Origin of the sequence: Novosphingobium lentum NBRC 107847, assembly GCF_001590965.1 — a bacterium.
GTDB classification, from domain to species: Bacteria; Pseudomonadota; Alphaproteobacteria; order Sphingomonadales; family Sphingomonadaceae; genus Novosphingobium; species Novosphingobium lentum.
The window spans coordinates 33756-56076 of the sequence record NZ_BCTW01000020.1 but is presented as its reverse complement, the minus strand read 5'-3'; the positions used below and the strand labels follow the sequence as shown (position 1 = coordinate 56076).

The 22321-nt window shown below is 66.4% G+C and carries 25 protein-coding genes and 1 tRNA gene; 4 read left to right on the top strand and 22 right to left on the bottom strand.

Going from position 1 to position 22321, the window contains the following annotated elements:
• Positions 1-158 precede the first annotated feature (158 nt).
• Positions 159-235, bottom strand: a tRNA-Arg gene (locus tag NL2_RS16570).
• A gap of 54 nt (positions 236-289) precedes the next feature.
• Positions 290-700 carry a (deoxy)nucleoside triphosphate pyrophosphohydrolase gene (locus NL2_RS16565; RefSeq protein ID WP_245647728.1) on the bottom strand — a complete coding sequence of 137 codons (411 nt, stop codon included), beginning with the start codon at positions 698-700 and terminating at the stop codon, positions 290-292.
• Between the two features lie 84 nt (positions 701-784).
• Here NL2_RS16565 and NL2_RS16560 point away from each other — a divergent pair, with 84 nt between their 5' ends.
• Together NL2_RS16560 and NL2_RS16555 are read left to right on the top strand one after the other, a co-directional pair.
• On the top strand, positions 785-964 hold the full coding sequence (locus tag NL2_RS16560) for a Flp family type IVb pilin (protein ID WP_169799533.1): 180 nt from the start codon (positions 785-787) through the stop codon (positions 962-964).
• Between the two features lie 94 nt (positions 965-1058).
• Positions 1059-1241, top strand: a complete 183-nt coding sequence (locus NL2_RS16555) for a Flp family type IVb pilin (protein ID WP_068076805.1) — start codon at positions 1059-1061, stop codon at positions 1239-1241.
• 93 nt (positions 1242-1334) lie between these two features.
• On the opposite strand, the gene NL2_RS16550 is transcribed toward NL2_RS16555, so the two are convergent.
• From NL2_RS16550 to NL2_RS21255, 5 genes are all read right to left on the bottom strand, one after another.
• Positions 1335-2816 carry a M48 family metalloprotease gene (locus NL2_RS16550; protein WP_068076804.1) on the bottom strand — a complete coding sequence of 494 codons (1482 nt, stop codon included), beginning with the start codon at positions 2814-2816 and terminating at the stop codon, positions 1335-1337.
• 107 nt (positions 2817-2923) lie between these two features.
• A complete protein-coding gene (locus tag NL2_RS16545) occupies positions 2924-3868 on the bottom strand; it encodes an acetyl-CoA carboxylase carboxyltransferase subunit alpha (RefSeq protein ID WP_068076803.1) in 945 nt (314 codons plus the stop codon).
• A complete protein-coding gene (locus NL2_RS16540; RefSeq protein ID WP_068076802.1) occupies positions 3865-4794 on the bottom strand; it encodes a tyrosine recombinase in 930 nt (309 codons plus the stop codon). The genes NL2_RS16545 and NL2_RS16540 overlap by 4 nt, the downstream gene beginning before the upstream one ends.
• Before the next feature lie 25 nt (positions 4795-4819).
• Positions 4820-6703 (bottom strand): hypothetical protein, encoded by a 1884-nt coding sequence (locus NL2_RS16535; protein ID WP_245647727.1) that lies wholly within the window; start codon positions 6701-6703, stop codon positions 4820-4822.
• Entirely contained in the window at positions 6703-6840 is a 138-nt protein-coding gene (locus NL2_RS21255) for a hypothetical protein (protein WP_157083215.1), read from the bottom strand. The genes NL2_RS16535 and NL2_RS21255 overlap by 1 nt, the downstream gene beginning before the upstream one ends.
• Before the next feature lie 113 nt (positions 6841-6953).
• Here NL2_RS21255 and NL2_RS16530 point away from each other — a divergent pair, with 113 nt between their 5' ends.
• Positions 6954-7523, top strand: a complete 570-nt coding sequence (locus NL2_RS16530) for a shikimate kinase (protein WP_068076801.1) — start codon at positions 6954-6956, stop codon at positions 7521-7523.
• Positions 7514-8629: a 3-dehydroquinate synthase gene (gene aroB, locus NL2_RS16525; protein ID WP_068076800.1), complete on the top strand. Its 1116-nt coding sequence runs from the start codon at positions 7514-7516 to the stop codon at positions 8627-8629. The genes NL2_RS16530 and aroB overlap by 10 nt, the downstream gene beginning before the upstream one ends.
• Here aroB and NL2_RS16520 read toward each other — a convergent pair.
• From NL2_RS16520 to zwf, 15 genes are all read right to left on the bottom strand, one after another.
• Positions 8626-9396, bottom strand: coding sequence for a thioesterase family protein (locus NL2_RS16520; RefSeq protein WP_068076799.1), 771 nt, complete (start codon positions 9394-9396; stop codon positions 8626-8628). The two genes, aroB and NL2_RS16520, sit on opposite strands and share 4 nt — an antisense overlap.
• Complete coding sequence (locus NL2_RS16515; protein WP_068076798.1) at positions 9393-9851, bottom strand: DUF488 domain-containing protein; 459 nt, start codon at positions 9849-9851, stop codon at positions 9393-9395. Before NL2_RS16515 ends, NL2_RS16520 begins: the two co-directional genes overlap by 4 nt.
• Complete coding sequence (locus tag NL2_RS16510; protein WP_068076797.1) at positions 9851-10222, bottom strand: tRNA-binding protein; 372 nt, start codon at positions 10220-10222, stop codon at positions 9851-9853. The genes NL2_RS16515 and NL2_RS16510 overlap by 1 nt, the downstream gene beginning before the upstream one ends.
• A complete protein-coding gene (locus NL2_RS16505) occupies positions 10223-12244 on the bottom strand; it encodes an acetyl-CoA carboxylase biotin carboxylase subunit (protein WP_068076796.1) in 2022 nt (673 codons plus the stop codon). It lies immediately after the preceding gene.
• Positions 12245-12715: a DUF6998 domain-containing protein gene (locus tag NL2_RS20855; RefSeq protein ID WP_084356154.1), complete on the bottom strand. Its 471-nt coding sequence runs from the start codon at positions 12713-12715 to the stop codon at positions 12245-12247.
• Between the two features lie 124 nt (positions 12716-12839).
• Positions 12840-13115, bottom strand: coding sequence for a DUF2442 domain-containing protein (locus NL2_RS16495; protein WP_068076794.1), 276 nt, complete (start codon positions 13113-13115; stop codon positions 12840-12842).
• Positions 13115-13447, bottom strand: a complete 333-nt coding sequence (locus NL2_RS16490) for a type II toxin-antitoxin system VapC family toxin (protein WP_245647726.1) — start codon at positions 13445-13447, stop codon at positions 13115-13117. The genes NL2_RS16495 and NL2_RS16490 overlap by 1 nt, the downstream gene beginning before the upstream one ends.
• A gap of 56 nt (positions 13448-13503) precedes the next feature.
• Complete coding sequence (locus NL2_RS16485; RefSeq protein ID WP_068076792.1) at positions 13504-13746, bottom strand: type II toxin-antitoxin system VapB family antitoxin; 243 nt, start codon at positions 13744-13746, stop codon at positions 13504-13506.
• A gap of 78 nt (positions 13747-13824) precedes the next feature.
• Positions 13825-15966 (bottom strand): methylmalonyl-CoA mutase, encoded by a 2142-nt coding sequence (gene scpA, locus NL2_RS16480; protein ID WP_068076791.1) that lies wholly within the window; start codon positions 15964-15966, stop codon positions 13825-13827.
• Between the two features lies 1 nt (position 15967).
• A complete protein-coding gene (locus NL2_RS16475; protein WP_068076790.1) occupies positions 15968-16753 on the bottom strand; it encodes an enoyl-CoA hydratase-related protein in 786 nt (261 codons plus the stop codon).
• A gap of 17 nt (positions 16754-16770) precedes the next feature.
• Positions 16771-17211, bottom strand: a complete 441-nt coding sequence (gene mce / locus NL2_RS16470) for a methylmalonyl-CoA epimerase (protein ID WP_068076789.1) — start codon at positions 17209-17211, stop codon at positions 16771-16773.
• Positions 17212-17409: 198 nt separating this feature from the next.
• A complete protein-coding gene (gene glk, locus NL2_RS16465) occupies positions 17410-18378 on the bottom strand; it encodes a glucokinase (protein ID WP_068076788.1) in 969 nt (322 codons plus the stop codon).
• Positions 18378-20201, bottom strand: a complete 1824-nt coding sequence (gene edd, locus NL2_RS16460) for a phosphogluconate dehydratase (RefSeq protein WP_068076787.1) — start codon at positions 20199-20201, stop codon at positions 18378-18380. Before edd ends, glk begins: the two co-directional genes overlap by 1 nt.
• On the bottom strand, positions 20198-20824 hold the full coding sequence (locus NL2_RS16455; RefSeq protein WP_068076786.1) for a 6-phosphogluconolactonase: 627 nt from the start codon (positions 20822-20824) through the stop codon (positions 20198-20200). Before NL2_RS16455 ends, edd begins: the two co-directional genes overlap by 4 nt.
• Entirely contained in the window at positions 20817-22265 is a 1449-nt protein-coding gene (gene zwf, locus NL2_RS16450) for a glucose-6-phosphate dehydrogenase (RefSeq protein WP_068076785.1), read from the bottom strand. Before zwf ends, NL2_RS16455 begins: the two co-directional genes overlap by 8 nt.
• Positions 22266-22321 lie beyond the last annotated feature (56 nt).

Here is a 22321-nt window from a genome sequence, read left to right as displayed (position 1 = left end):
GCGCCGCGCGGCTGCGGCGATCGTTCCGAGCAAGAACCGGTGGCACCGCAGTTCGTTCCGGCAAGCGGGAGCGGACACCCCAAAGCTGGCGAACAAACGCGAAAGGGGCGGTCTTGCGACCGCCCCGTCATGGGGACTGGACCCCGGTATTGGAAAAATGGTGCGCCCGGAACGATTCGAACGTCCGACCCTCAGATTCGTAGTCTGATGCTCTATCCAGCTGAGCTACGGGCGCCGGGAGACGCGCTCATAGGCAGGAGATTTGCGCTTGGCAAGTCACATAGAGCGATCAATCGCCAAGGTGCCGGATTACCGCCGCTGCCAACGATATATCGAGCGGCGGCATCGGCAGCCCTGCCAGCGCACCCGGCTCGAACCAGCCGATCGCCTCGCCATCGAGGCACCGTGGCTCGCCCTGCCACGCCCGGCAAGCAAACAGCAGCAGCACCATCCCGGCCGGGCGCTGTATCGATGGCTGCGGCGTGGTTGCGAAGGCGAGCGGCGTCAGGTCGGCTGTGGCAATGGCGATGCCGAGTTCCTCGTCGAGTTCGCGAACCAGCGCGGCTTCGGCGGATTCGCCGGCTTCGACCTTACCGCCCGGAAACTCCCACAAGCCGCCGTGTTCGGCGGCCAACCTGCGCCGTTGCATGAGGACGCGCCCGTCGCGGTCGATCAGGGCGGCAGCGACGACAACCAGCATTGCAAAACATTCTCGAGCTTGCATCAAGACAATCTTAAACCCGGAACACTATGCACTAGACTGCCGAATTGAACAGGATTCATGATGAAGTCGCTGATGTCCAGAATCCTGCGCGACCGTTCCGCTGCGACCGCCATCGAATATGGCCTGCTCGTCGGGCTGCTCGGCATCGCCATGACGTTCGGCCTGCGCAACATCACCAACAGCATCTACAACATGTACCACACCGTGGACAATCACACGACGGCGGCCCTGGCGCGTTAACGGCCTTTTAGCGTTTCCCGCGTAACGAAGGTGATGCTTGCTCTTCAACAGGGGGTGAGTCGGGAAAGTAGAAGACCAGCTCCAGGAGACCATCATGAAGTTTTTCAAGAACCTGCTCGCCGACAACGAAGGCGCCACCGCAATCGAGTACGGCCTGATTGCCGCTCTCGTGGCCGTTGCCGCGATCACCGCCATGGGTTCGCTCGGCAACTCGCTGTCGACCACGTTCAACACCGTTTCCGGTCAGATGAACAACGCGTCGGACGGCCATCTCTAAGCTTCGCTGAGAAGCCGACTTAGGAAGGGGGCGGGAAAGCACGGCTTTTCCGCCCCTTTTTCGTGCGCCTACAGCAGCGGTGCGACGCGCCGCCTAATAGACGACGAGCTTGACCTTCGATCCCACGGGCGGGCGCGCGGTCCCGGTCAGCCCGTTGAGCACCATGAACCGCTGTTGCGGCTGATCGGTATAAGCCATCCGTGCCGCCAGCGATTGCAGCGTGTCGGTCGATTTCACCGTCACCACTGAAATCCGGCGCGGCCTGACCGCCGCTGCCTCGGCCGCACTGATCCGCCGCATGCTCTTGAACAGCGGATCGAACGCACCGGCCTGGCCCGCCTGGCTGATCGTGACGAAGTGGAACGCCTGGCTGGGCGACCATTCGTAGGCATAGACCACGACATCGACCGGACTGCCGCCGCTGGTCACCCGCGCCGTGCCGATGCTGGCCGGAATGCCGTTGACCGTGGTCCGCTCGATCGAAGCGGGAGCAATCGCCGCCTGCCCTTCCGGCGAAAGCCCGGCAAACACCGCGCGGACGTAAGCTTCCATGTCGCCATTGTAGGCGGCGGTCGACATCTCGCCCTTGCCCGACTGGCCGCTGATCGCCACCGATCGCGTGCCGTTCTGCATGGCGAACCCGGCGGGCGCATCGAACGCCATGCGGAACACCGGATGGGTGAAGCGCCGCCCCTCGACCACGCCCTGCGCCGGATCGTCGCCATACATCAGGCCGTTTATGCGGGTGAGGAACACATCGCGGTTGGTCGTCCCGCGCGCGGCGGGCCCGGCCTGCACCAGCGCGGCGCGCACGCGCGACGCCGGGTCGGGGTGCGTGCTCGCCCAAGCGGGAACCGCCTCGTTCGATCCCAGCAGCTGCGCATCGAGCGCGGTCTGGTTGGCCAGGCTCTGCAGCACGGTCGACATCGCGCGCGGATCGTAGCCCGCCTTGCCCAGATACTGGACGCCCAGATTGTCCGCCTCGGTTTCCTGCGCGCGCGAGAACTTCAGCGTCAGCAGCTGGCTGCCGGTCGAGAACACCTGCGAGCCCAGTTGCCCCAGCGCGCTGTTGCCCAGCACCGCGGTCGACAGGATGGCGCCCAGCGCGCCGAAGATCGTGTTGCGCTGCGCCGCGCTTTGCCGCTTGGCCGAATGGCGCGCGGCCACGTGGCCAACCTCGTGGCCCAGCACGCCGGCCAGTTCGGCCTCGTTGTTCATCAGCCCGACGAGCTGCCGCGTGACGTAGATGTACCCGCCGGGAATCGCGAACGCGTTGTTGATCGGCGAATTGAGCAGGGTGACGGTGAAGTCGCCGCGCGCATTGCCGAGGCCCGACTGCACCGCGATGTTCTTGCCCACCGTTTCGACGTAGCTGGCCTGCGGGCCGGTGATCGCGCCGCCATATTCCTGGATCAGCTGCGGATTGGCGTCGGAGCCCTGCTTGCGGTCTGCGGCGCTGATCGCCGACACGCCGCCGCTTTGCGCCAGAGCCGCCTCGACCGCGATCGGTGACGAGGACATGGCCAGGACCAGCAGCGCGCAGGCGGCGGTCCGGAACGAGGATCGGTGGCGCATCGACAAAAACTCCCGCAAGTGCGACGGCCGTCTCAGCGGCCTGCTGCGGGTCTGCCGGGAGATGGACGTCAACGCAAGCCGGGTTCCGGTCCGTTCAGGTACCGACTTCAGGCACCGATCTTCAGGAACCGCTCCTCGCGCATCGTGCGCAAGGTGGATGCGTCCTTGCGGGCCAGCGCATCGAGTTCGTCGGCCAGCGCCAGCCCCAGCGTCTGCGCGGCCTTGGCCGGATTGCGATGCGCGCCGCCCACCGGCTCGGGCACGATGCGGTCGATCACGCCGAGCGACAGCAGGTCCTGCGCGGTGACTTTCATCGCTTCGGCCGCCTCAGGCGCCTTTTCGGCGGTGCGCCACAGGATCGAGGCGCAGCCTTCGGGCGAGATCACCGAATAGACCGCATGTTCGAACATCAGCACGCGTTCGGCGCTGGCCAGCGCGACCGCCCCGCCCGATCCGCCTTCGCCGACGATCGCCGCGACCATCGGCACCTGCAGCGCCAGGCAGGCCTCGGTCGATCGGGCAATCGCCTCGGCCTGACCGCGTTCTTCGGCCTCGACCCCGGGAAACGCGCCCGAAGTATCGACCAGCGTCACCACCGGCAGGCCGAACCGCCCGGCCAGTTCCATCAGCCGCACCGCCTTGCGATAGCCTTCGGGCTTGCCCATGCCGAAGTTGTGGCGGATGCGGCTTTGGGTGTCGTTACCCTTTTCGTGGCCGATGACCATCACCCGCCGATCGCCCAGCCGCGCCATGCCGCCGACGATCGCCTGATCCTCGCCATACAGCCGGTCACCGCCCAGCGGCAGGAAATCAGTAAAGATCTGCGCGACATAGTCCTGAAAATGCGGGCGCGCCGGGTGGCGGGCGACTTGCGTCTTCTGCCACGGGGTGAGCGCGCGATAGGTGCTGGCGAGCAGATCGGCCGATTTGGCTTCAAGCCGGCGGATCTCGCTGGAGATGTCCAGTTCGCCGCTCTGCGCGGTTTCGCGCAATTCGGCAATTCGCGCTTCCAGCGCGGCGACCGGCTTCTCGAATTCGAGGTAGGAAATCATGGCTTCGCGCTAGGGATATGGCGCGCGCCGGTCAACCTTGGCGCATGACCGCCGGCAGCCCCTTCGGCCAGCGGATGGCGCAAGTTGACCAGCGCGACCAGCCTGGCCGCATCGACATGCGTGTAGATCTGCGTGGTGGCGATGTCCGCATGGCCCAGCAGCGTCTGCAACACGCGCAAGTCCGCCCCGCCTTCGAGCAAATGCGTGGCAAAGGCGTGGCGCAGCACGTGGGGACTGATCCGCGCCGGATCGATGTCGGCGCGCAAGGCCAGGTCGCGCAGCAGCTGGAACAGGCGCACCCGCGTCAGGTGCCCGCCACCCGGCGAAGGGAACACGTGCTTCCCGCCCGAAGGCCGCACCGCCAGCCACGCCGACAGCGCCATGCCCGCGCGCTTGCCCACCGGGACCATGCGCTGCTGCCCGCCCTTGCCCGCGATCGTCAGCAGCGGCGCATCGCGCGGCACCGCGCTCAACGGCAGGGAGACCAGTTCGGTCGCGCGCAGGCCCGACCCGTAGAGCAGCTCCAGCAGCGCCAGCATGCGCAAGCCCGGTGCGTCGTGGGTCGTCGCCTCCTGCTCCGCATGTGAAAAAAGTTGTTTGATATCATGATGATCGAGCAGACGGGGCAGCGGTCGGCGGCTGCGCGGTCGCGGCATCGCACTCGTCGGGTCGTCAGTGCGCCGTCCTTCGTCGATCAGGAAGCCATAGAACTGACGCAGCGCCGAAACCTTGCGCGCCACGCTCGACGGCGCCAGATCGCGCCAGGCTTGGCCGAGGGTTTCAAGCTTAGCACCATCAGCCGAGGCGAGATCGCCGACGACCGCTTGGGCGGCCACCAGATCGCGGCGATAGGCGGCCAGGGTGTTGGCGGCAGCACCGCGTTCGGCCGCCAGCATCGCCAGGAAATCGGCGATTGCGTCGACCATGCGGTGCTCCCGATCTGGTGCGCGATCAGACGCGCGCGATGGCCTCGGCCGCGATCATCCGCGCCTCGCCATCAAGGCCGACCTTGTGCAGCGCGCCGACGATGTGGAGCAGATAGACCGGCGTCATCTTGTCCCAACCCGATCCCTGCATGCCGAAACCGGCCAGAAACGCCACCAGCGCGGGATTGTTCGATTGCGCCGCTTCGTCGATCGCGTGGGTCCAGCGCGTCTGGCGGCTCATGTCGATCTTGAGCTTGCCGGCATAACTGCTGGCGTCGCTGCCGGACACGCGGTCCAGCCCCATCAGCCCTGCAAGCAGGAAGCCCGAACGCAGCGCGTCCTTGCTGTTGTCATCCTGGTAGAACGCGTTGAGGCCATCGCTGGCGACCGGCGTGCGCGATGGCGCGGCCAGCGACAGCAGCCCCCACGCATGGCTGCCGAGCGACACATGCGGCGCCCACAGCAGCGCATTGCGATCGAGCCCGGCAGTGAGCATCGAGGCGATCAACGCATCGGCGTCGGCCGACGCGGCGTCGCTGGGCAGCACGCGCGCGGCGGCATAGGCGGTCAGCACCCGCCGCGAGTAAGTGCGGGCCGGATCGCTGTCGTCGCCCCACAGCGACTTGATCGCCTTGATCCGGTCGTCGGGGCTGGCCGCAGTGTAGGCGTCGCGCAGCTTGGTCGCACGCCCGGCCCACTCGTCGCCTTGGTCGTCCTGCGCATAAAGCTGGCTGTAGAGATCGACCATCGCCGCGCTCGACAGCACGCCGCGCGCTGCCGCGAAATCGGCTGCCGCCGCGCGTGAGGCCAGCGGCAGCATCGGCGCGCGGGCGGCGAGCAGATAATACGGCGCACCCGCCTTGGCCATCAGATCGGCCGGCGGTTCCAGCCCCGTCGCTAGCGCCATGCCGTAACGCCATGGCGTCAGGTTATCGACCGTGGTCCATTCGATCTTGACCGCCCGCCGGGTGGTCGAGGCAGCGCCTGCGAACTTCTGCGCCAGCAGCACGTCGACTTTGTCGGCGGCACCGTGCCGCATCGTGCGATCAAGCTGCGACATTGCCGGTGGGCCATCGCTGGTGAACGCCGAGCAGATCGCGCGGATCATGTCCCACTGCGGGCCGTCGCGCTCCGCCGCGGTCAGTGCGGTGATCGGGCACATGCCGACCGGGTCCGCCGTCGCCAGGAAGCTGCCCATCGCCGCGTCCTCCAGCGAGGGCGTGTAGTCGCCGCTATCGACTTCCTGCACCATCATCCGCGCGGCATCCGCCTCGCCGATGTTGAGCAGGGTCTGCGCCCTGATCGCCGCCCAATCGGCCCCGTTCATGCCCACCGGCGTCGCCAGCCGGCTCGACAATGCGCGGCGCAGCAGGATCTGGCCCCAGCGCGACACCAGCGGCCCCTTGGTGCCGATGATGATCTTGGCGATGTAATCCCCGCTGAGCATCGCGGTCGATGCGGACGCCATGCCGCCGTCCTGTTCCGCGATCACGCCGACTTCGGCCAGACTGCGCTGGCTGGCGGGGGGAATGTCGTACTTGGGCTTGGTGCTGTCGATCAGCTGCTGGAGCAGATCGGGATCGATCGTATCGGCAATGTCGCCCTCGCCCGCTGCCAGCGGCCCGACCGATGGCGCGCGGGGGGCGACGGGACCACTGGCGCCCTTGGGAATGGCCTGGATGACGGGCGTGGAGGTCGCCCCTACCGGAGCAGGCTCGGCAGCCGCGGCGCGGTTCGGCGCAGCCTTGGGCGCCGGCGTCGGGGCGGGCGCGCTGTCGAAACCGGGCGGCAGCAGCGATTCCGGTCCGCGCTGCGCCACGACCGCGCCCGACAGGCACAGCAGCCCGACGCAACCGAGCAACGCCCAGCGGCGCGGACGCATCACAGGCAGCAGGGCAGCGCGCGCCATCACGCTGCGCCCCGAGGAGGCTTCACCGGCTGTTCTATCCAGCGCATCGGCTGCGTCCCACCCTTGATCCATGCCACCACCAGAATTGCGATCAGCACCGCGATGCCGATCGCCAGAATGTGCCTGCCTGTTCGCACGCGACCTCACTTGTCGCACGGCCCTTGTAACGCATCGGCGCGGATCGACCGCGCCCGTCGTCCACGCGGCGGTGCTTGCGCTGCGCCCTAGCGCAACTATAGGCGGCCTCGCAATGGAAGTTGAAGCGGCCACCCTTTCAGGCGCGGAAATCGCCCGCATCGCGCGCCGGATCCATCGCCCGATCGTGCTGGTGGGGATGATGGGCGTGGGCAAATCGACCGTGGGGCGCAAACTTGCGACGCTGCTGCACTTGCCGTTCGTCGACGCCGATGACGAGATCGAGCTGGCCGCGCAGCTGACCATCCCGGAAATCTTCAGCAATTACGGCGAGGCATTCTTCCGCAACGGGGAACGCCGCGTGATCGCCCGGCTGATCGACGGCAAGCCGATGGTGCTGGCCACCGGCGGCGGCGCGTTCTGCGACGCAGAGACGCGCGCGCTGATCCTCGACCGCGCGCTGGCGGTGTGGCTCGACAGCACGGTCGAGACACTGGTCGAGCGCGTCGCCCGCAAGGACAACCGCCCGCTGCTGCGCGATGGCGATCCGCACGAGATCCTCTCGCGGCTGCGCAACGACCGGCAATCTGCCTATTCGCAGGCGCCGATCCACATCCTGAGCGGGGCAACCCCGCACCAGCAGACCGCAATCCGCATCCTGAAGGCGATCGACGAATGGCTGTAATCGAGGTCGCCATAGCCGGCGCGCCCTACGAAGTGCGGATCGAGACGGGCCTGCTGGCGCGCGCGGGCGAAGAGTGCCGTCCGTTCCTGCGCAAGGACCGCGTGGCCATCGTCACCGACGAACAGGTCGCCGCCGCGTGGCGCGAGCCGGTAACCGCCGCTTTCGCCCGTACCGGGATCGCCAGCGACTGGCTGGTGCTGGCGGCGGGCGAGGCAACCAAGAGCTGGGCACAGCTGGCGCGCGTGGTCGACTGGCTGCTCGAACGCGAAGTCGAGCGTGGCGACAAGATCGTGGCGCTGGGCGGCGGCGTGATCGGCGACCTTACCGGGTTCGCCGCCGCGATCGTCAAGCGCGGCTGCGGGTTCATCCAGCTGCCCACCACACTGCTGGCCCAAGTCGATTCGAGCGTCGGCGGCAAAACCGCGATCAACACGGCGGCGGGCAAGAACCTGGTCGGTGCGTTCCACCAGCCCGCGCTGGTGCTGATCGACCCGCTCGCGCTCGATACGCTGCCGCCGCGACAGGTGCGTGCGGGCTATGCCGAAGTGATCAAGTACGGGCTGATCGACGATCCTGCGTTCTTCGCATGGTGCGAGGCCAATGGTTCCGCGCTGCTTGCGGGCGACGCCACCGCACGCAAGACCGCGATCGCGCACAGCGTGGCCGCCAAGGCGCGCATCGTCGCGGCGGACGAGCGCGAGACCACCGGCACCCGCGCGCTGCTCAACCTGGGCCATACCTTCGGCCACGCGCTGGAAGCCGAAACCGGCTTTTCCGACGCGCTGTTGCACGGTGAGGCGGTGGCGCTGGGCATGGTGCTGGCGGCGCGGTTTTCGGCGACGCGAAGTTTGATGCCCGGCCAGGATGCAGAGCGGATCGCAGCGCACGTTGCGGCCAGCGGATTGCCCGCCTCGCTGGGGTCGCTCACGCTGCGCTGCAACGGACAGCGCCTGGCCGATCACATGCTGCACGACAAGAAAATGGATGCGGGAACCCTGCCGTTCCTGCTGCTGCGCGGGATCGGGCAGACCTTTCTGGCCCGCGATGTCGATATGCGCGATGTAGCGGCGTTTCTGGACGCCGAACTGCGGCGCCGTTCGGCCTAGCCAAACACCGCCACGCTCTGCATCCCGGCGATGACCGGTTCGCCCGCCGCGTTCCACAGCATCATGTCCTGCGAACTGGTGCCAGCGTCCGCATAGACACCGCGTGATCGCAGCAGCCACCATCCGTCATCGGTGCGCGGGGCTGCGGCCAGCAGGTTGCACATCCACGTCATCGAACTGATCGGTTCCGGTCCGCGCAGCAGCGGCATGACGCCCGGCGGCAGGACATCGGCCACGCACAGCAGCTCGGTTTCCACATCTAGCCCTTCACGGTCGCGCAACCTGACCCAGCGGAGCAGCTCGGCCTGCGGTTCGTCGCCTTCCACCGCGGCATAGCGCCATTCGAAGTTGCCGATGAACCCGGGGCCGTTGCGGGGAACCAGCCCCTCGCCGGGCGGCAAAAGCCCGCCGGGCGCGGCCTCACCCGCAACCTGCAACGCGCTGTCGATCGCGCCCATGAACACGAAAGTGGTGACCAGTCCAACGCCGCTTTGCCCGGCAATCTCGGCAGTGACCCAGGTGGCATTGCGGCCGCGACGCAGCAGTCGGGCCGTCACCGTGACGTTGCCCGAGACCGGGCCGACGAAGGCCACCTGGGCGGAGCGCAGCGGCGGCGCATCGGGCACGATCCGCCGGGCGGCGTGCAGCGCCAGCGCGGACGACAGCCCGCCGAATGCGGTGCGCCCCTGCAACCACCCGTCGGGAATGGTCACGGTCAATCCGTCGCCCACCGCCTCCGCCGACGCAAGGATCGCCCGCAGGCTCATGCGGACGCCCCCAAGAATTCGACCGGCACAAGATCGACCGCAGCGAATTCGGGCAGCATCGCCTCGTGCAGCAAGGTGCGGTGGCAGCACGCGGCATCGCGTTCGTAGCACAGCAGCGCAACGCGCCGCTCGCTGGCCAGATCGTGCAGCCGCGCGCCGGCAGCCATGGCCTCGGGCAGTTCGAGCTGACCGGCGTAGATCGCCGCGAGTGCGGCATGGTCGCCCCGCCGCGCCGCCGCCCTGCCATCGGCGGGGGTGCCCAGCGGCTTGAAATGGTCGTAGCGGATGCCGACCTCGCCCAGAGCCGCCGCCAGCGCGCTCTTGGAAAAGCCCGGTCGGCGCGACAGCGGCAACGCGCGAACATCGGCCAGCACTTCGACACCTGCCGTCGTGAGCGCATTCAGCACGCCTGCAACGGTCGCCTGCTCGTAACCGATGGTCCAGATGGTGGGCATCAGAACAGCCGCGATCCGTTGGGGACCGGCACATCGGGCGCAAACAGCACTACGCGCCCTTCGCCGTCGGCAAAGCCCAGTGTCAGCACTTCGGACAGTGCCTTGCCGATCTGGCGCGGCGGGAAATTGACCACCGCCGCCACCTGCCGTCCGACCAGCGCGGGCGGATCGTAGAGCGAAGCCACTTGCGCGCAGCTCTTGCGGCGGCCGATGCCCGCGCCGAAATCGATCACCAGTTTCAGGCTTGGCTTGCGCGCGCCGGGATAGGCTTCCGCGCCCACGATGGTCCCGACGCGGATGTCGACGCGCAGGAAGGCGTCGAAATCGATCGTCTCGCTCGCAGGCGCGTCAGGATCGTGGTCGAGGTGCACTCATTCCATTTCGAGGATGATCGCGTCGACTGCAAGGCTTTCCCCTTGCGCCGCGTTGACCGCCTTCACCTTGCCCGATTTCTCGGCGCGCAGGATGTTCTCCATCTTCATCGCCTCGACCACCGCGAGCGGCTGCCCCGCCTCGACCGTGTCGCCCACGCCCACGTTCAACGCCACCAGCAGACCCGGCATCGGGCAGATCAGGTATCGCGACATATCGGGCGGAATCTTGGCGATCATGTGCTTGGTCAGCCCGGCAATCCGCGAAGGCAGCAGGTGCACCTCGTGGATCGCGCCGCGCGTCGTCAGCTTGAAGCCCGACCGCCACGGGACGACCTTCAGCGAGAGCCGTTCATCGCCCACTTCGGCATGCACCATGCGGTCGCCGGGGGTGTATTCCATCGCCAGCTCGATCGGCGTGCCGTCCACCTTGATGTCGTCGCCATCGAGCGTGACGCGATGCATGCTCTCGCCCACGCGGACCGACCAGTCCGCCGGCGGATCGAGATCGCCGCCAAGCTGCCCATCCACGCGCATTGCCCGGTCCGCCCGCGCGGCGGCGAGGAACGCGGCGATTGCCGACAGCGATCGCGACAGATCCGCCGATGGCGGCGCGCCATGGAAACCATCGGGATATTCCTCGGCGATGAACCCCGTGGTCAACTCGCCCGAGCGGAAGCGCGGGTGCTGCATGATCGCCGAGACGAAATCGATGTTGTGGCCCAGCCCCTCGATCTCGAACGCATCGAGCGCGGCGATCTGCTTGTCCGCCGCCTCGTCGCGCGTCTTGCCCCAGGTCACCAGCTTTGCGATCATCGGGTCGTAGAACATCGAGACTTCGCCGCCTTCATAGACGCCGTCGTCCACCCGCACGCCATCGACGCCACGCCGGCCGTTCTCGGCGCCATCGTCGGTCCAGCCGGCCACCGGCGGATTATAGCGCACCAGCCGCCCGGTCGAGGGCAGGAATCCGCGATAGGGATCTTCGGCATAGACGCGGTTTTCGATCGCCCAGCCATCGATGCCGATGTCGGCTTGCGTCATCGCCAGCTTTTCGCCGGCGGCGACGCGGATCATCTGTTCGACCAGATCGACCCCGGTGATCGCTTCGGTTACCGGATGTTCCACCTGCAAACGCGTATTCATTTCAAGGAAGTAGAAGCTCTCGCCGGTCGGGTCAGCGCCCGACACTATCAACTCGACCGTGCCCGCGCTGAAGTACCCCACCGCGCGTGACAGCGCGACGCACTGCTCGCCCATGGCTTTGCGCATCTTGGGCGTCACGAATGGCGACGGCGCTTCCTCGACCACCTTCTGGTGGCGGCGCTGGATCGAGCATTCGCGTTCGTTGAGGTAGAGAATGTTGCCGTGCTTGTCGCCGAGGATCTGGATCTCGATGTGGCGCGGGTTGAGGATGAACTTCTCGATGAACACGCGGTCGTCGCCGAACGAGTTCAGCCCCTCGCGCTTGGTCGCCTCGAAGCCTTCGCGCACGTCCTTTTCGCTGTAGGCTAGGCGCATGCCCTTGCCGCCGCCGCCCGCGCTGGCTTTCATCATCACCGGATAGCCGATCTCGTCGGCGATGCGCACGGCATGTTCGGTATCGTCGATCTCGCCGACGAACCCGGGAACCACGTTGACCCCGGCCTTGAGCGCCAGCTTCTTCGACTCGATCTTGTCACCCATCGCGGCGATGGCGTTGACCGGAGGGCCGATGAACTCGATCCCCTCGGCAGCCAGCGCCTCGGCGAACGAGGTGCGTTCGGAGAGGAAGCCGTAGCCCGGATGGACCGCCTCGGCCCCGGTCTGCTTGCACGCGGCGATGATCTTGTCGGCGATCAGATACGACTGGGCCGCCGGCGACGGGCCGATATGCACGGCTTCATCCGCCATCTGCACGAACGGCGCCCGCGCGTCGGCGTCCGAATAGACCGCGACCGTGGCAATGCCCATGCGGCGCGCGGTCTTGATGATCCGGCAAGCGATCTCGCCCCGGTTGGCGATGAGGATTTTCTTGAACATCTATTTGTCCTGCAGAAGCATAGGCAAGCGAGCATCCTCGCTTACGAGTTTATCCAATCGTCGGAATGTTGCGGTGCCTACACTGCGCTGACCGACCCAGCTGGCTGGCAAAGTCTGTCGAACTGGCTCTTCAGGCCCATTGTAGATCACCTCACCAACGCACTGATCATATTCAAAATGAAAGAACAGGAGGTGGTCTGCGCAAGTTTCAACGAGGCGGAATGGAGCGCCCCTCCTTGTGCCGCTGGCCTTCACTTGGACCGAACGACCATCGCGCGCATGGCCGTCGATGCCCTCGTTGCTGCGACCGGTCAGCTTGAGGCCGAAGAGATCGGCAGCCACGGCTTCACCCAGATCGCCCACCAGATTGCCGTCGAAGGTGAATCGAAGATCGACGCCACTGTAATGCGCCTTCAATTCATTGCGGGCATTGACCAACCGCAGGATTTGTTCGGGAAGTCGAAACCTCATCCTGCCATCCTCGCATCGCCGTCACCCTGAACTTGGTTCAGGGTCCATCCCTCCGCCCGCATGATTCGTGCAGAACGAGAAATGGATGCTGAAACAAGTTCAGCATGACGGTTGATTGAATGGATCACGCCACCTCCGGAGCCGGTGCCCCGCGCAGCAATCTCTCGGCGCTCGGGCCCTCGCCGATATGCGGCCAGTGGATGCCATAGCCTCCGCCGCGCAGTTCCGAGCAGCCCCGCGCTTCGGCGGTCGCGTGGAGCAGGCGCGGATACCACGCCAGCGGCATCGAAATGGCCCGCCCATCCATAAGATCGACCATCAGGCTGTGTTCGTTGCGATGAACGTCGAGCGCCCACTCGGCGGACAGCTTAGCCGAAATATTCAGGCCATGGCTCCCCATCAAACGACCCTCGCAATGCCAGCATGGATGAAATCGTCGCCCTTGTAGAGCAACGGTTCGCCGCGCTCCGTCGCCAAGGCGTAGGCGAAGCAGTCACCGAAGTTCAGCTTGGCCGGATGGCCGCTGCCCCGGCCGAAATCGCGATAGGCCTGCCGGGCAATGCGGGCCTGCGCCTCGGTGACGGGTTCGATCTTGATACCGAACCTGACCAAAAGACCGTCCAGCTTCGTACTTGCTACGGGATTGCGCTCACCATCGATCACGATCGCCGCTTCAAGATAATTCGCCGCCGAGAGGACCGCCTTGTCTGCCTCGACCAGCGCCACGATCATCGCATCGACTTCCGGCTCCTCACGAAGCATTGCAACAATGGCGGAGCTATCGACGATCATTTCGGTAGACCCGTTTTCTCGTCATACAATTCCTTGTCGATGTCGAAAGCCAAGGTCTCAGGGGACATCATCGCGGCAGTTTCACGACAGAACTCTCTGATTTCGGAGATCTTCTTCGCGCGGTTCAACGTGGCCCGCCGCGCCCGCAACGCTTCGAGCACGACCTGGGTACGGCTCAGCCCTTCGGCTGCGGCCAATTCCGAAGCAATGGCATAGGCCTCTTCGCTCTTGATATTCATCTGAGCGCCCACTGCATTCTACCTTTCTACTGCGAACTTATAGCTTGGCAGAAAATAGCCCGAAAAACAACCGCCGCCTCACTCCGCAGCGTCCGCCAGTCCGCTGTCTAGCGGCGGCATGTTATGCCCCAGCAGGCGCAGCATGTCCGCTGCCGCTTCGACCACGTTGGTGCCCGGGCCGTAGATGCCCTGCACCCCGGCTTCGCGCAGGAAGTCGTAATCCTGCGGCGGGATCACGCCGCCTGCGACAACCTTGATGTCGGGGCGGCCGGATTCCCTGAGCAGCCGGATAAGCTCGGGGATCAGCGTCTTATGCCCGGCAGCCAGGCTGCTGGCGCCGATCGCGTCGACATCCTTGGCCAGCGCGAGGTCGCGCGTTTCTTGCGGAGTCTGGAACAGCGGGCTGCTAGTCACATCGAAGCCCATGTCGGTGAACGCGCTGGCGATCACGTTGGCGCCGCGATCGTGGCCGTCCTGGCCCATCTTGGCGACGAGGACGCGCGGATCGCGGTGCAGCCGCCGCGCGACCGCCGCGACGCCATCGACCACCTGCTGGTAGCGGCTGTCACCCGCGTAAGCCGCGCCGTAGATGCCCTTCACCGGGGTCGGCTGCGTGCCGTAGCGGCCGAACACCGTTTCCATCGCATCCGAAATTTCGCCGAGCGTCGCGCGTTCGCGGGCGGCATCGACTGCCAGCGCAAGCAGGTTTCCGCCGCCCTTGGCGCCTTCGGTCAGCGCCGCGAGCGCAGCCCGGCATTTCGCGTCGTCGCGATTGGCGCGGGTGCGCTTGAGTCGGGCGATCTGGCCTTCGCGCACCGCGACGTTGTCGATGTCGAGCGTATCGAGGTGATCCTCGGTCCCCAGCCGGTACTTGTTGACGCCGACGATGACGTCATCGCCCTTGTCCACGCGCGCCTGGCGACCGGCGGCGGCTTCCTCGATCATCGCCTTGGGCCAGCCGGCGGCGACCGCCTTGGCCATGCCGCCTTCGCTTTCGACGCGCTCGATGATCTCCCACGCCTTGTCGACCAGTTCCTGGGTCAGCGATTCGATATAGTACGAGCCACCCAGCGGATCGACGACCTTGGTCATCCCGGTCTCTTCCTGGATGACGATCTGGGTGTTGCGGGCGATGCGCGCCGAAAAGTCGGTCGGCAGCGCGATCGCCTCGTCGAGCGCGTTGGTGTGGAGCGACTGGGTGCCGCCGAGCATCGCGGCCATCGCCTCGATCGTGGTGCGGATGACGTTGTTGTAGGGATCCTGCTCCTGCAAGCTGACGCCCGAGGTCTGGCAGTGCGTGCGCAGCATCTTGCTGCGTTCGTCCTGCGCGCCCAGCCTGGTCATCACGCGGTGCCACAGCACGCGCGCGGCGCGCAGCTTGGCCACTTCCATGAAGAAGTTCATCCCGATTGCGAAGAAGAACGACAAACGTCCTGCAAACTTGTCGATATCCAGCCCGCTGGCCACGCCGTATTTCACATACTCCATGCCATCGGCGATGGTGAACGCCAGTTCCTGCACTTGCGTCGCGCCGGCTTCCTGCATGTGGTAGCCGGAAATCGAAATCGAGTTGAATTTCGGCATGTTGCGCGAGGTATATCCGAAGATGTCGGAGATGATCCGCATGCTCGGCTCGGGCGGGTAGATATACGTGTTGCGGACCATGAACTCCTTGAGGATGTCGTTCTGGATGGTCCCGTCGAGCTGCGCGGTGGGCACGCCCTGCTCTTCGCCGGCGACGATGAAGAACGCCAGGATCGGGATCACCGCGCCGTTCATGGTCATCGATACCGACATCTGGTCGAGCGGGATGCCGTCGAACAGGATTTTCATGTCCTCGACGCTGTCGATCGCCACGCCGGCCTTGCCGACATCACCGACCACGCGCGGATGGTCGCTGTCATAACCACGGTGCGTGGCCAGATCGAACGCGACCGACAGGCCCTTCTGCCCGGCGGCAAGATTGCGGCGATAGAACGCGTTCGATTCCTCGGCGGTGGAGAACCCGGCGTACTGCCGGATCGTCCACGGACGTCCGGCATACATGCTGGCGCGCACGCCGCGCGTGAACGGAGCAAAGCCCGGCAGGCCCGGATCCACCGGCGCATCGTCCGCCGTGTACAGCGGCTTTACCGCAATGCCTTCGGGCGTGTTCCAGGTCAGGTCTTTACCTTTGACCTCTTTGGCCGCTGCGGCCTGCCAATCGTCGCGTGTAGTCATGTCAGTTACCCTTGAATTCTGCTTTGCGCTTCTGGGAGAAGGCGGCGACGCCCTCGGCCGCGTCGGCGCTGTCACCGGCCTTCCACTGGCCTTCGGCTTCGGCGAGCAGCGCGCTGGCGTAATCGCTCTCGAGCGCCCGCGCGAGGTTCTGGCGCATCGCACCAAGCGCCACGGTCGGCCCCTTTGCCAGCCGCAGCGCGAGCGCGAACGCCTGCGCCTGAAGATCGGCGTCCTCGACGCAGCGATAGATCATGCCCCAGCTTTCGGCCTTTTCGGCGGGCACTTTCTCACCCAGCAGCATCATCTCGGTCGCGCGCGCCTTGCCGATCAGCCGCGCCAGCATCCAGCTCGATCCGCCGTCGGGAACCAGCCCGATGTTGACGAACGCCTGCAGGAAGTAGGCGCTGCGCCCGGCGATCGCAAAATCGGAGGCCAGCGCGAGCGAGCAGCCGATGCCCGCAGCCAGACCGTTGACCGCCGTGATCACCGGAATGGGCAGCCGCGCCAGCTTCAGCATCAGCGGATTGTAGCTTTGCGTCAGCACGTTGTAGCTGCGCAGCCCCCCGGTGATCGAGCCTGCGGCGCGCCCCGAGAGGTCCGCTCCCGAACAGAACGCCCGGCCTTCGCCGGTGATGATGACCGCACGCGCGCTGCCTAGCGCCTCGTCGAGCGCGGCGGCGATCTCGTCGGCCATAGCGGGCGCGCAGGCGTTCAGCCGCTCGGGCAGGTTCAGCGTGATCGTGGCGACCTGCTGGTCGATCTCCAGCCGGATCAGTTCGTAAGCCATGTCAGCCCTCCCCAGCCTCAGTGTGCAGCACTTTTCGGCGTTTCCATGATTTCGGTCAGCACGCCCATCATGTCGCGCGGGTGGACGAAGAAGATCAGCGTGCCGTGTGCGCCGATGCGCGGTTCGCCCAGCACGCGCTTGCCCTGGCTTTCGAACCAGACCTTGGCGGCGTGGATGTCGGGCACTTCGTAGCACATGTGGTGCTGGCCGCCCTGCGGGTTCTTGTCGAGGAAGCTCTGGATCGAGGTGTTGCCGGGCAGCGGCTCGACCAGTTCGATCTGCGTGCCGTTGAGCCCGGCATCGGTCGGCGTATCGACGAAGCACACTTTCACGCCCTGCGCCGGCAGATCGAACGGTTCGTGAATCTTCGTGGCGCCCATCACGTCGCGCCAGAAGGCGACCGATTCCGCGATCGAAGGCGTGGCCACGCCGATGTGATTGAGCCGTCCGAGCTTCATGCCTGGTCCCTTGCCCCTGATCCTGTGCAACGCTTCAGCCAATGCGCGAGCAGAGATTTCATCGCGCGGTTAAACTGCCGCTATGCGAGCGTCACGCGGTTTGCAAGCCGTAGAAACAGGCAGCCTGCCGTAACGTCAGGCATGGACGCAAGCCATCGCGCCCGCGTTGTCGGTCACGGTCGCCGAACGCGCGGGGATTCAACTGCCGAAGGCCTGCGCGAAGGCGGCCGCCGCGCCGAACAGGCCGGGCTGCGGATGGGTGATCAGCTTGACCGGGATCGAGGCCATCAGCGCCTCGAACCGGCCCTTGGCGCGGAATCGTTCGGCAAAGCCCGATCGCAGCAGCGAATCCTTGATCCTCAGCCCCAGTCCGCCGGCCATGACCAGCGCGGTCCCGCCCTGCGCCAGCGCGATGTCGCCCGCCACGCTACCCAGCGACAGGCAGAACCGATCGACTGCGGCGGCGGCCAGGCTGTCCTCGCCGCTGGCGCCCAGCGTCCACAGTTCGCGGTCGTTGCGCTGGGTGAACGGCCGTCCCTCGATCGAGGCGAGCGTTTCATAGATGTCGACGATGCCCGGGCCGGAGACCACGCGTTCGGCCGAAACGCGACGATAGCGATGGCGCAGGCGCGCCAGGATCGCGTCCTCGATTCCGTCGAGCGGCGCGAAATCGATGTGGCCGCCTTCGGTGGACTGGACATGGTAGCCGCCGTTGCCGCGCCAGATGTGAGCCACGCCAAGGCCGGTGCCGGGGCCGACGATGCTGATCGTGCCGGCCCCCGGCAGATCGGCTTCGGGCCCGCACAAGTGCAGGAAGTGCTCCGGCCCCGCCTGCGCCACGGCGTGGCCGACGGCGGCAAAGTCGTTGATCAGGACATGGCGCGAGACGCCCAGCTTTTCCTCGACCAGCGCGGGGCGGATGATCCAGGGGTTGTTGGTCATCTTGATCACGTCGCCCACCACCGGCGCGGCGATCGCGATCCCGGCGGCCTCTGGCAGCTTGCCCCCCGAAAGCCGGCCGAACTCCTCCCAGGCGAGCTGGAAGCTGGCGTGATCGGCGGTCTTGAGCGTGGTCGCCTCACCCAGATCGACGACGCGCCCCGCCTCGACCTCGGCCAAGGCGAAGCGCGCGTGGGTCCCGCCGATGTCGACCGCAACCAGCTGCATCAAAGCCCCGCTTGCCCCAGCATCGCCGAACCGCCGCGCTCGGCCGGATCGGAGAAGTTGCGCATCAGCGCAAACAGTTCGCGCCCGGTGCCAGTGGCGGCGGGCGGCGCGGGGATGTCCTCGCGCGCGGCCCATTCGGCCTCAGCCACCAGTGCGATCAGTTCGCCGTGCTTGGCACAGACGCGCACCATGTCACCATCGCGCAACTTCGCCAGAGCGCCGCCGAGCTTGGCTTCGGGCGAAACGTGGATTGCCGCCGGGATCTTGCCCGAAGCGCCCGACATCCGCCCGTCGGTGACCAGCGCAACCTTGAACCCGCGGTCCTGCAACACGCCCAGCGGCGGGGTCAGCTTGTGCAGTTCGGGCATGCCGTTGGCGGCCGGACCCTGGAAGCGCACCACCACCACGACATCGCGCTCAAGCTCGCCCGCCTTGAATGCGGCGATCACCTCGTTCTGATCGGCGAACACGCGGCAGGGTGCCTCGACCGTCCAGCGCGAGGGATCCACCGCGCTCAGCTTGATCGTGCAGCGGCCCAGATTGCCGCTCAGCAGGCGAAATCCGCCTTCGGGCTGGAACGGCGCGGAAACCGGACGCAGAATCTTGTCGTCACCCGACGTTTCGGGCGCAGGCTCCCACACCAGCGCGTCGCCATGCATCCGAGGCTCCTGTGCGCCTTCTTCCAGCGATGCGCCGAACACCGTGAGAATATCGCCGTGCGCCAGCCCCGATCCGATCAGTTCGCGGATCACATAGGGCATGCCGCCAGCGGCTGCGAAGTAGTTCACGTCGCCCGCGCCGTTGGGATAGATGCTGGCGATCAGCGGTACCACGCGGCTCAGGTCGTCCATGTCGTCCCAGTCGATCTGGATGCCCGCCGCGCGTGCGATCGCGGGCAAGTGGATCACATGGTTGGTCGATCCGCCCGTCGCCAACAGCCCGACGATGGCGTTGACGATCGCCTTTTCGTCCACACAGTGGCCCAGCGGGCGATAGTCTTCGCCGTCCCAGCCGATCTGCGCCACCCGGTGCGTGGCGGCGCGGGTCAGCTCCTGCCGCAGCTTGGTGCCCGGCTGGACGAAGCTGGCGCCGGGCATGTGCAGGCCCATCATTTCCAGCATCATCTGGTTGGAATTGGCGGTGCCATAGAACGTGCACGTACCCGCGCCGTGATAGCTGGCGCTTTCCGCCTCGAGCAGTTCCTCGCGCCCCACCTTGCCTTCTGCAAACAGCTGGCGGACGCGGACTTTTTCCTTGTTGGCGAGGCCCGACGGCATCGGTCCGGCGGGCACCAGGATCGTGGGCAGATGGCCGAACCGCAGCGTGCCGATCAGCAGGCCCGGCACAATCTTGTCGCAGATGCCCAGCAGCAGCGCCGCCTCGAACATGCCGTGGCTGAGGCCCACCGCCGCGCTCATCGCGATCACGTCGCGGCTGAACAGCGACAGGTCCATCGAATCCTGCCCTTGCGTCACGCCATCGCACATCGCCGGAACCCCGCCCGCGACTTGCGCCGTGGCCCCCACTTCGCGCGCGTAGATCTTGATCGCCTCGGGATAGCGGCCATAGGGCTGATGCGCCGAGAGCATGTCGTTGTATGCGGTGACGATCCCGATGTTGAGCGCTGCGCCTTCGCGCAGCGTGGCCTTGTCCTCTCCGCTGGCGGCAAAGCCATGGGCAAGGTTGCCGCACGACAGCTTGGGCCGGTTGACCCCGGCTTCGCGCGCGCGATCGATCAGTTGCAGATAGGCCGCCCGGCTATCGCGCGAACGCGCCACGATCCGGTCGGTTACGCGGGCGACAGTGGGGTCAAGCGCCATCATTCACTCCAGTAGATCGTAACCGGCGGTTTGTTGCCCCGCACGATATCGGAAACGGGAAAGGCATCGGAACCGGCAATCGCCCGCTCCAGCACCAGCTTCTTGGCCGTGCCGGTGACCACGATGATGATCGCGCGCGTCGCGCACAATGCCTTTCGGTTGAGCGTGAGCCGGTCGAACGGCGCCTCGGGCGGAAGCGGGATCGGCGTGGTCGCGATCACCGAAGGACCGGGGCGAACTTCCGCGATCATGTGCGGGAACAGCGAGGCGATGTGGCCGTCCTCGCCCATGCCCAGCCACACCAGATCGAACGGTTCGACCTTGGCGCCCTCGACCAGTCGTTCGATGGTGACCCCGGTATCGCCCAGCGCGCGGACCAGCGCGCCGTGGTTGCTCGCCGGGTGATCGTCGGGCACGCGGCGATCGTCGTTGAGCATCAGCGTCACGCCCGACCAGTCGAGCTTGCGCGTGGCGAGCAGCGCGAACACCCTGGGCGCGGTCGATCCGCCCGGCACGCACAGCCGCTTTGGACCGGGCCGCGCCAGTTCCGCCGCGATCCGGTCGGCCACCGCCGCAAGGTCGCCCGGCTCGGCCCAGCGCACCCGATCGGTCTTGCGGCTAGTCATTCCAGCTGCGGCCGTCGCGTTCGGTCAGCGCGATGGCCGCGTTCGGCCCCCAGCTGCCCGCGACATACGGCTTCACGTCCAGCCCTTCGGCCGTCCAGACCTTGCGGATCGCATCGACCCAGCGCCACTGCGCCTCGACCTCGTCACGTCGAACGAACAGCGTCTGCTCGCCCTCGATCAGGTCGAGCAGCAGGCGTTCGTAGGCGATCCGGCGCCGCGCCTTGGCGAACACCGTGGTCAGAGACAGGTCGAGGTTGACCTCGCGCAGCACCACCCCGCCGCGATCGAGCCCGGGCTCCTTGGCCATGACCTGCAGCCGCACGTATTCCTCGGGCTGCAGGCGGATCACCAGCCGGTTGGCGCGCAGCTTGCCGCCGCGATCGGCAAAGATGTTGTGCGGCACGCCCTTGAACTGGATCACGATCTCGCTGCGCCGTTCGGCCAGCCGCTTGCCGGTGCGCAAGTAGAACGGCACGCCCTGCCAGCGCCAGCTTTCGATGTGCGCCTTGATCGCAACGAACGTTTCGGTGTCCGACGTATCGCCCAGATCGTCGGCATAGCCATCGACGCTGCCACCCTTGACCGCACCGGCCTTGTACTGCCCGCGCACCATCTCTTCCGCCTTGACCGGCCGCAGCGCGCGCAGCACCTTGACCTTCTCGTCGCGGATCGAGGTCGCGTCGAAATCGACTGGCGGCTCCATCGCGGTCAGCGCCAGCAGCTGGAGCATGTGGTTCTGCACCATGTCGCGCATCGCGCCGGTATCGTCGTAGAACCCCTTGCGACCTTCCAGCCCGACCGTTTCGCTGACCGTGATCTGCACATGGTCGATCCCGGCGGAATTCCACAGCGGTTCGAACATCATGTTGGCAAAGCGCAGCGCCATCAGGTTCTGCACCGTCTCCTTGCCGAGATAGTGGTCGATGCGGAAGATCTGGCGTTCCTGGAAGGCTGCCGCCACCGCATCATTGATCCGCTGGCTGGAAGCGAGATCGTTGCCCAGCGGCTTTTCCAGCCCGATGCGCACGCCGTCATGCGCCAGCCCGGCGCGACGCAGGCCCTCGATCGTCGGTTCGAACAGGAACGGCGCGGTCGACAGGAAGATCGAGAGGCCCTCGGATGTGTCGCCCAGCGCCTCGGCCAGCCCGGCGAAGCCTTCGATCTGCGATGCATCGAGCGGATGGTAGTGCAGCCGGTCGAGAAACCCGGCAAGCTTGGTCTCATCCTTGCGGTCCGCCGGCAGAAATTCGTCGAGCGCCTCCTTGGCGAAGGCGCGGAAGCCGTCGTCGTCCATGTCCGACCGTGCGGTGCCCACGATGCGCAGCCCGGCATCGACCAGCCCGTCTTCATGAAGCGCGTACAGCGACGGCAGCAGCATGCGCCGCGAAAGGTCTCCGGTGGCACCGAACAGCAGCAATGCGGACGAACTGGCGTTGGGCATTCGGTAGGTCTCCATCGATTACGGGCCTGTCACTGCCGATGGCGGACCACCGGTAA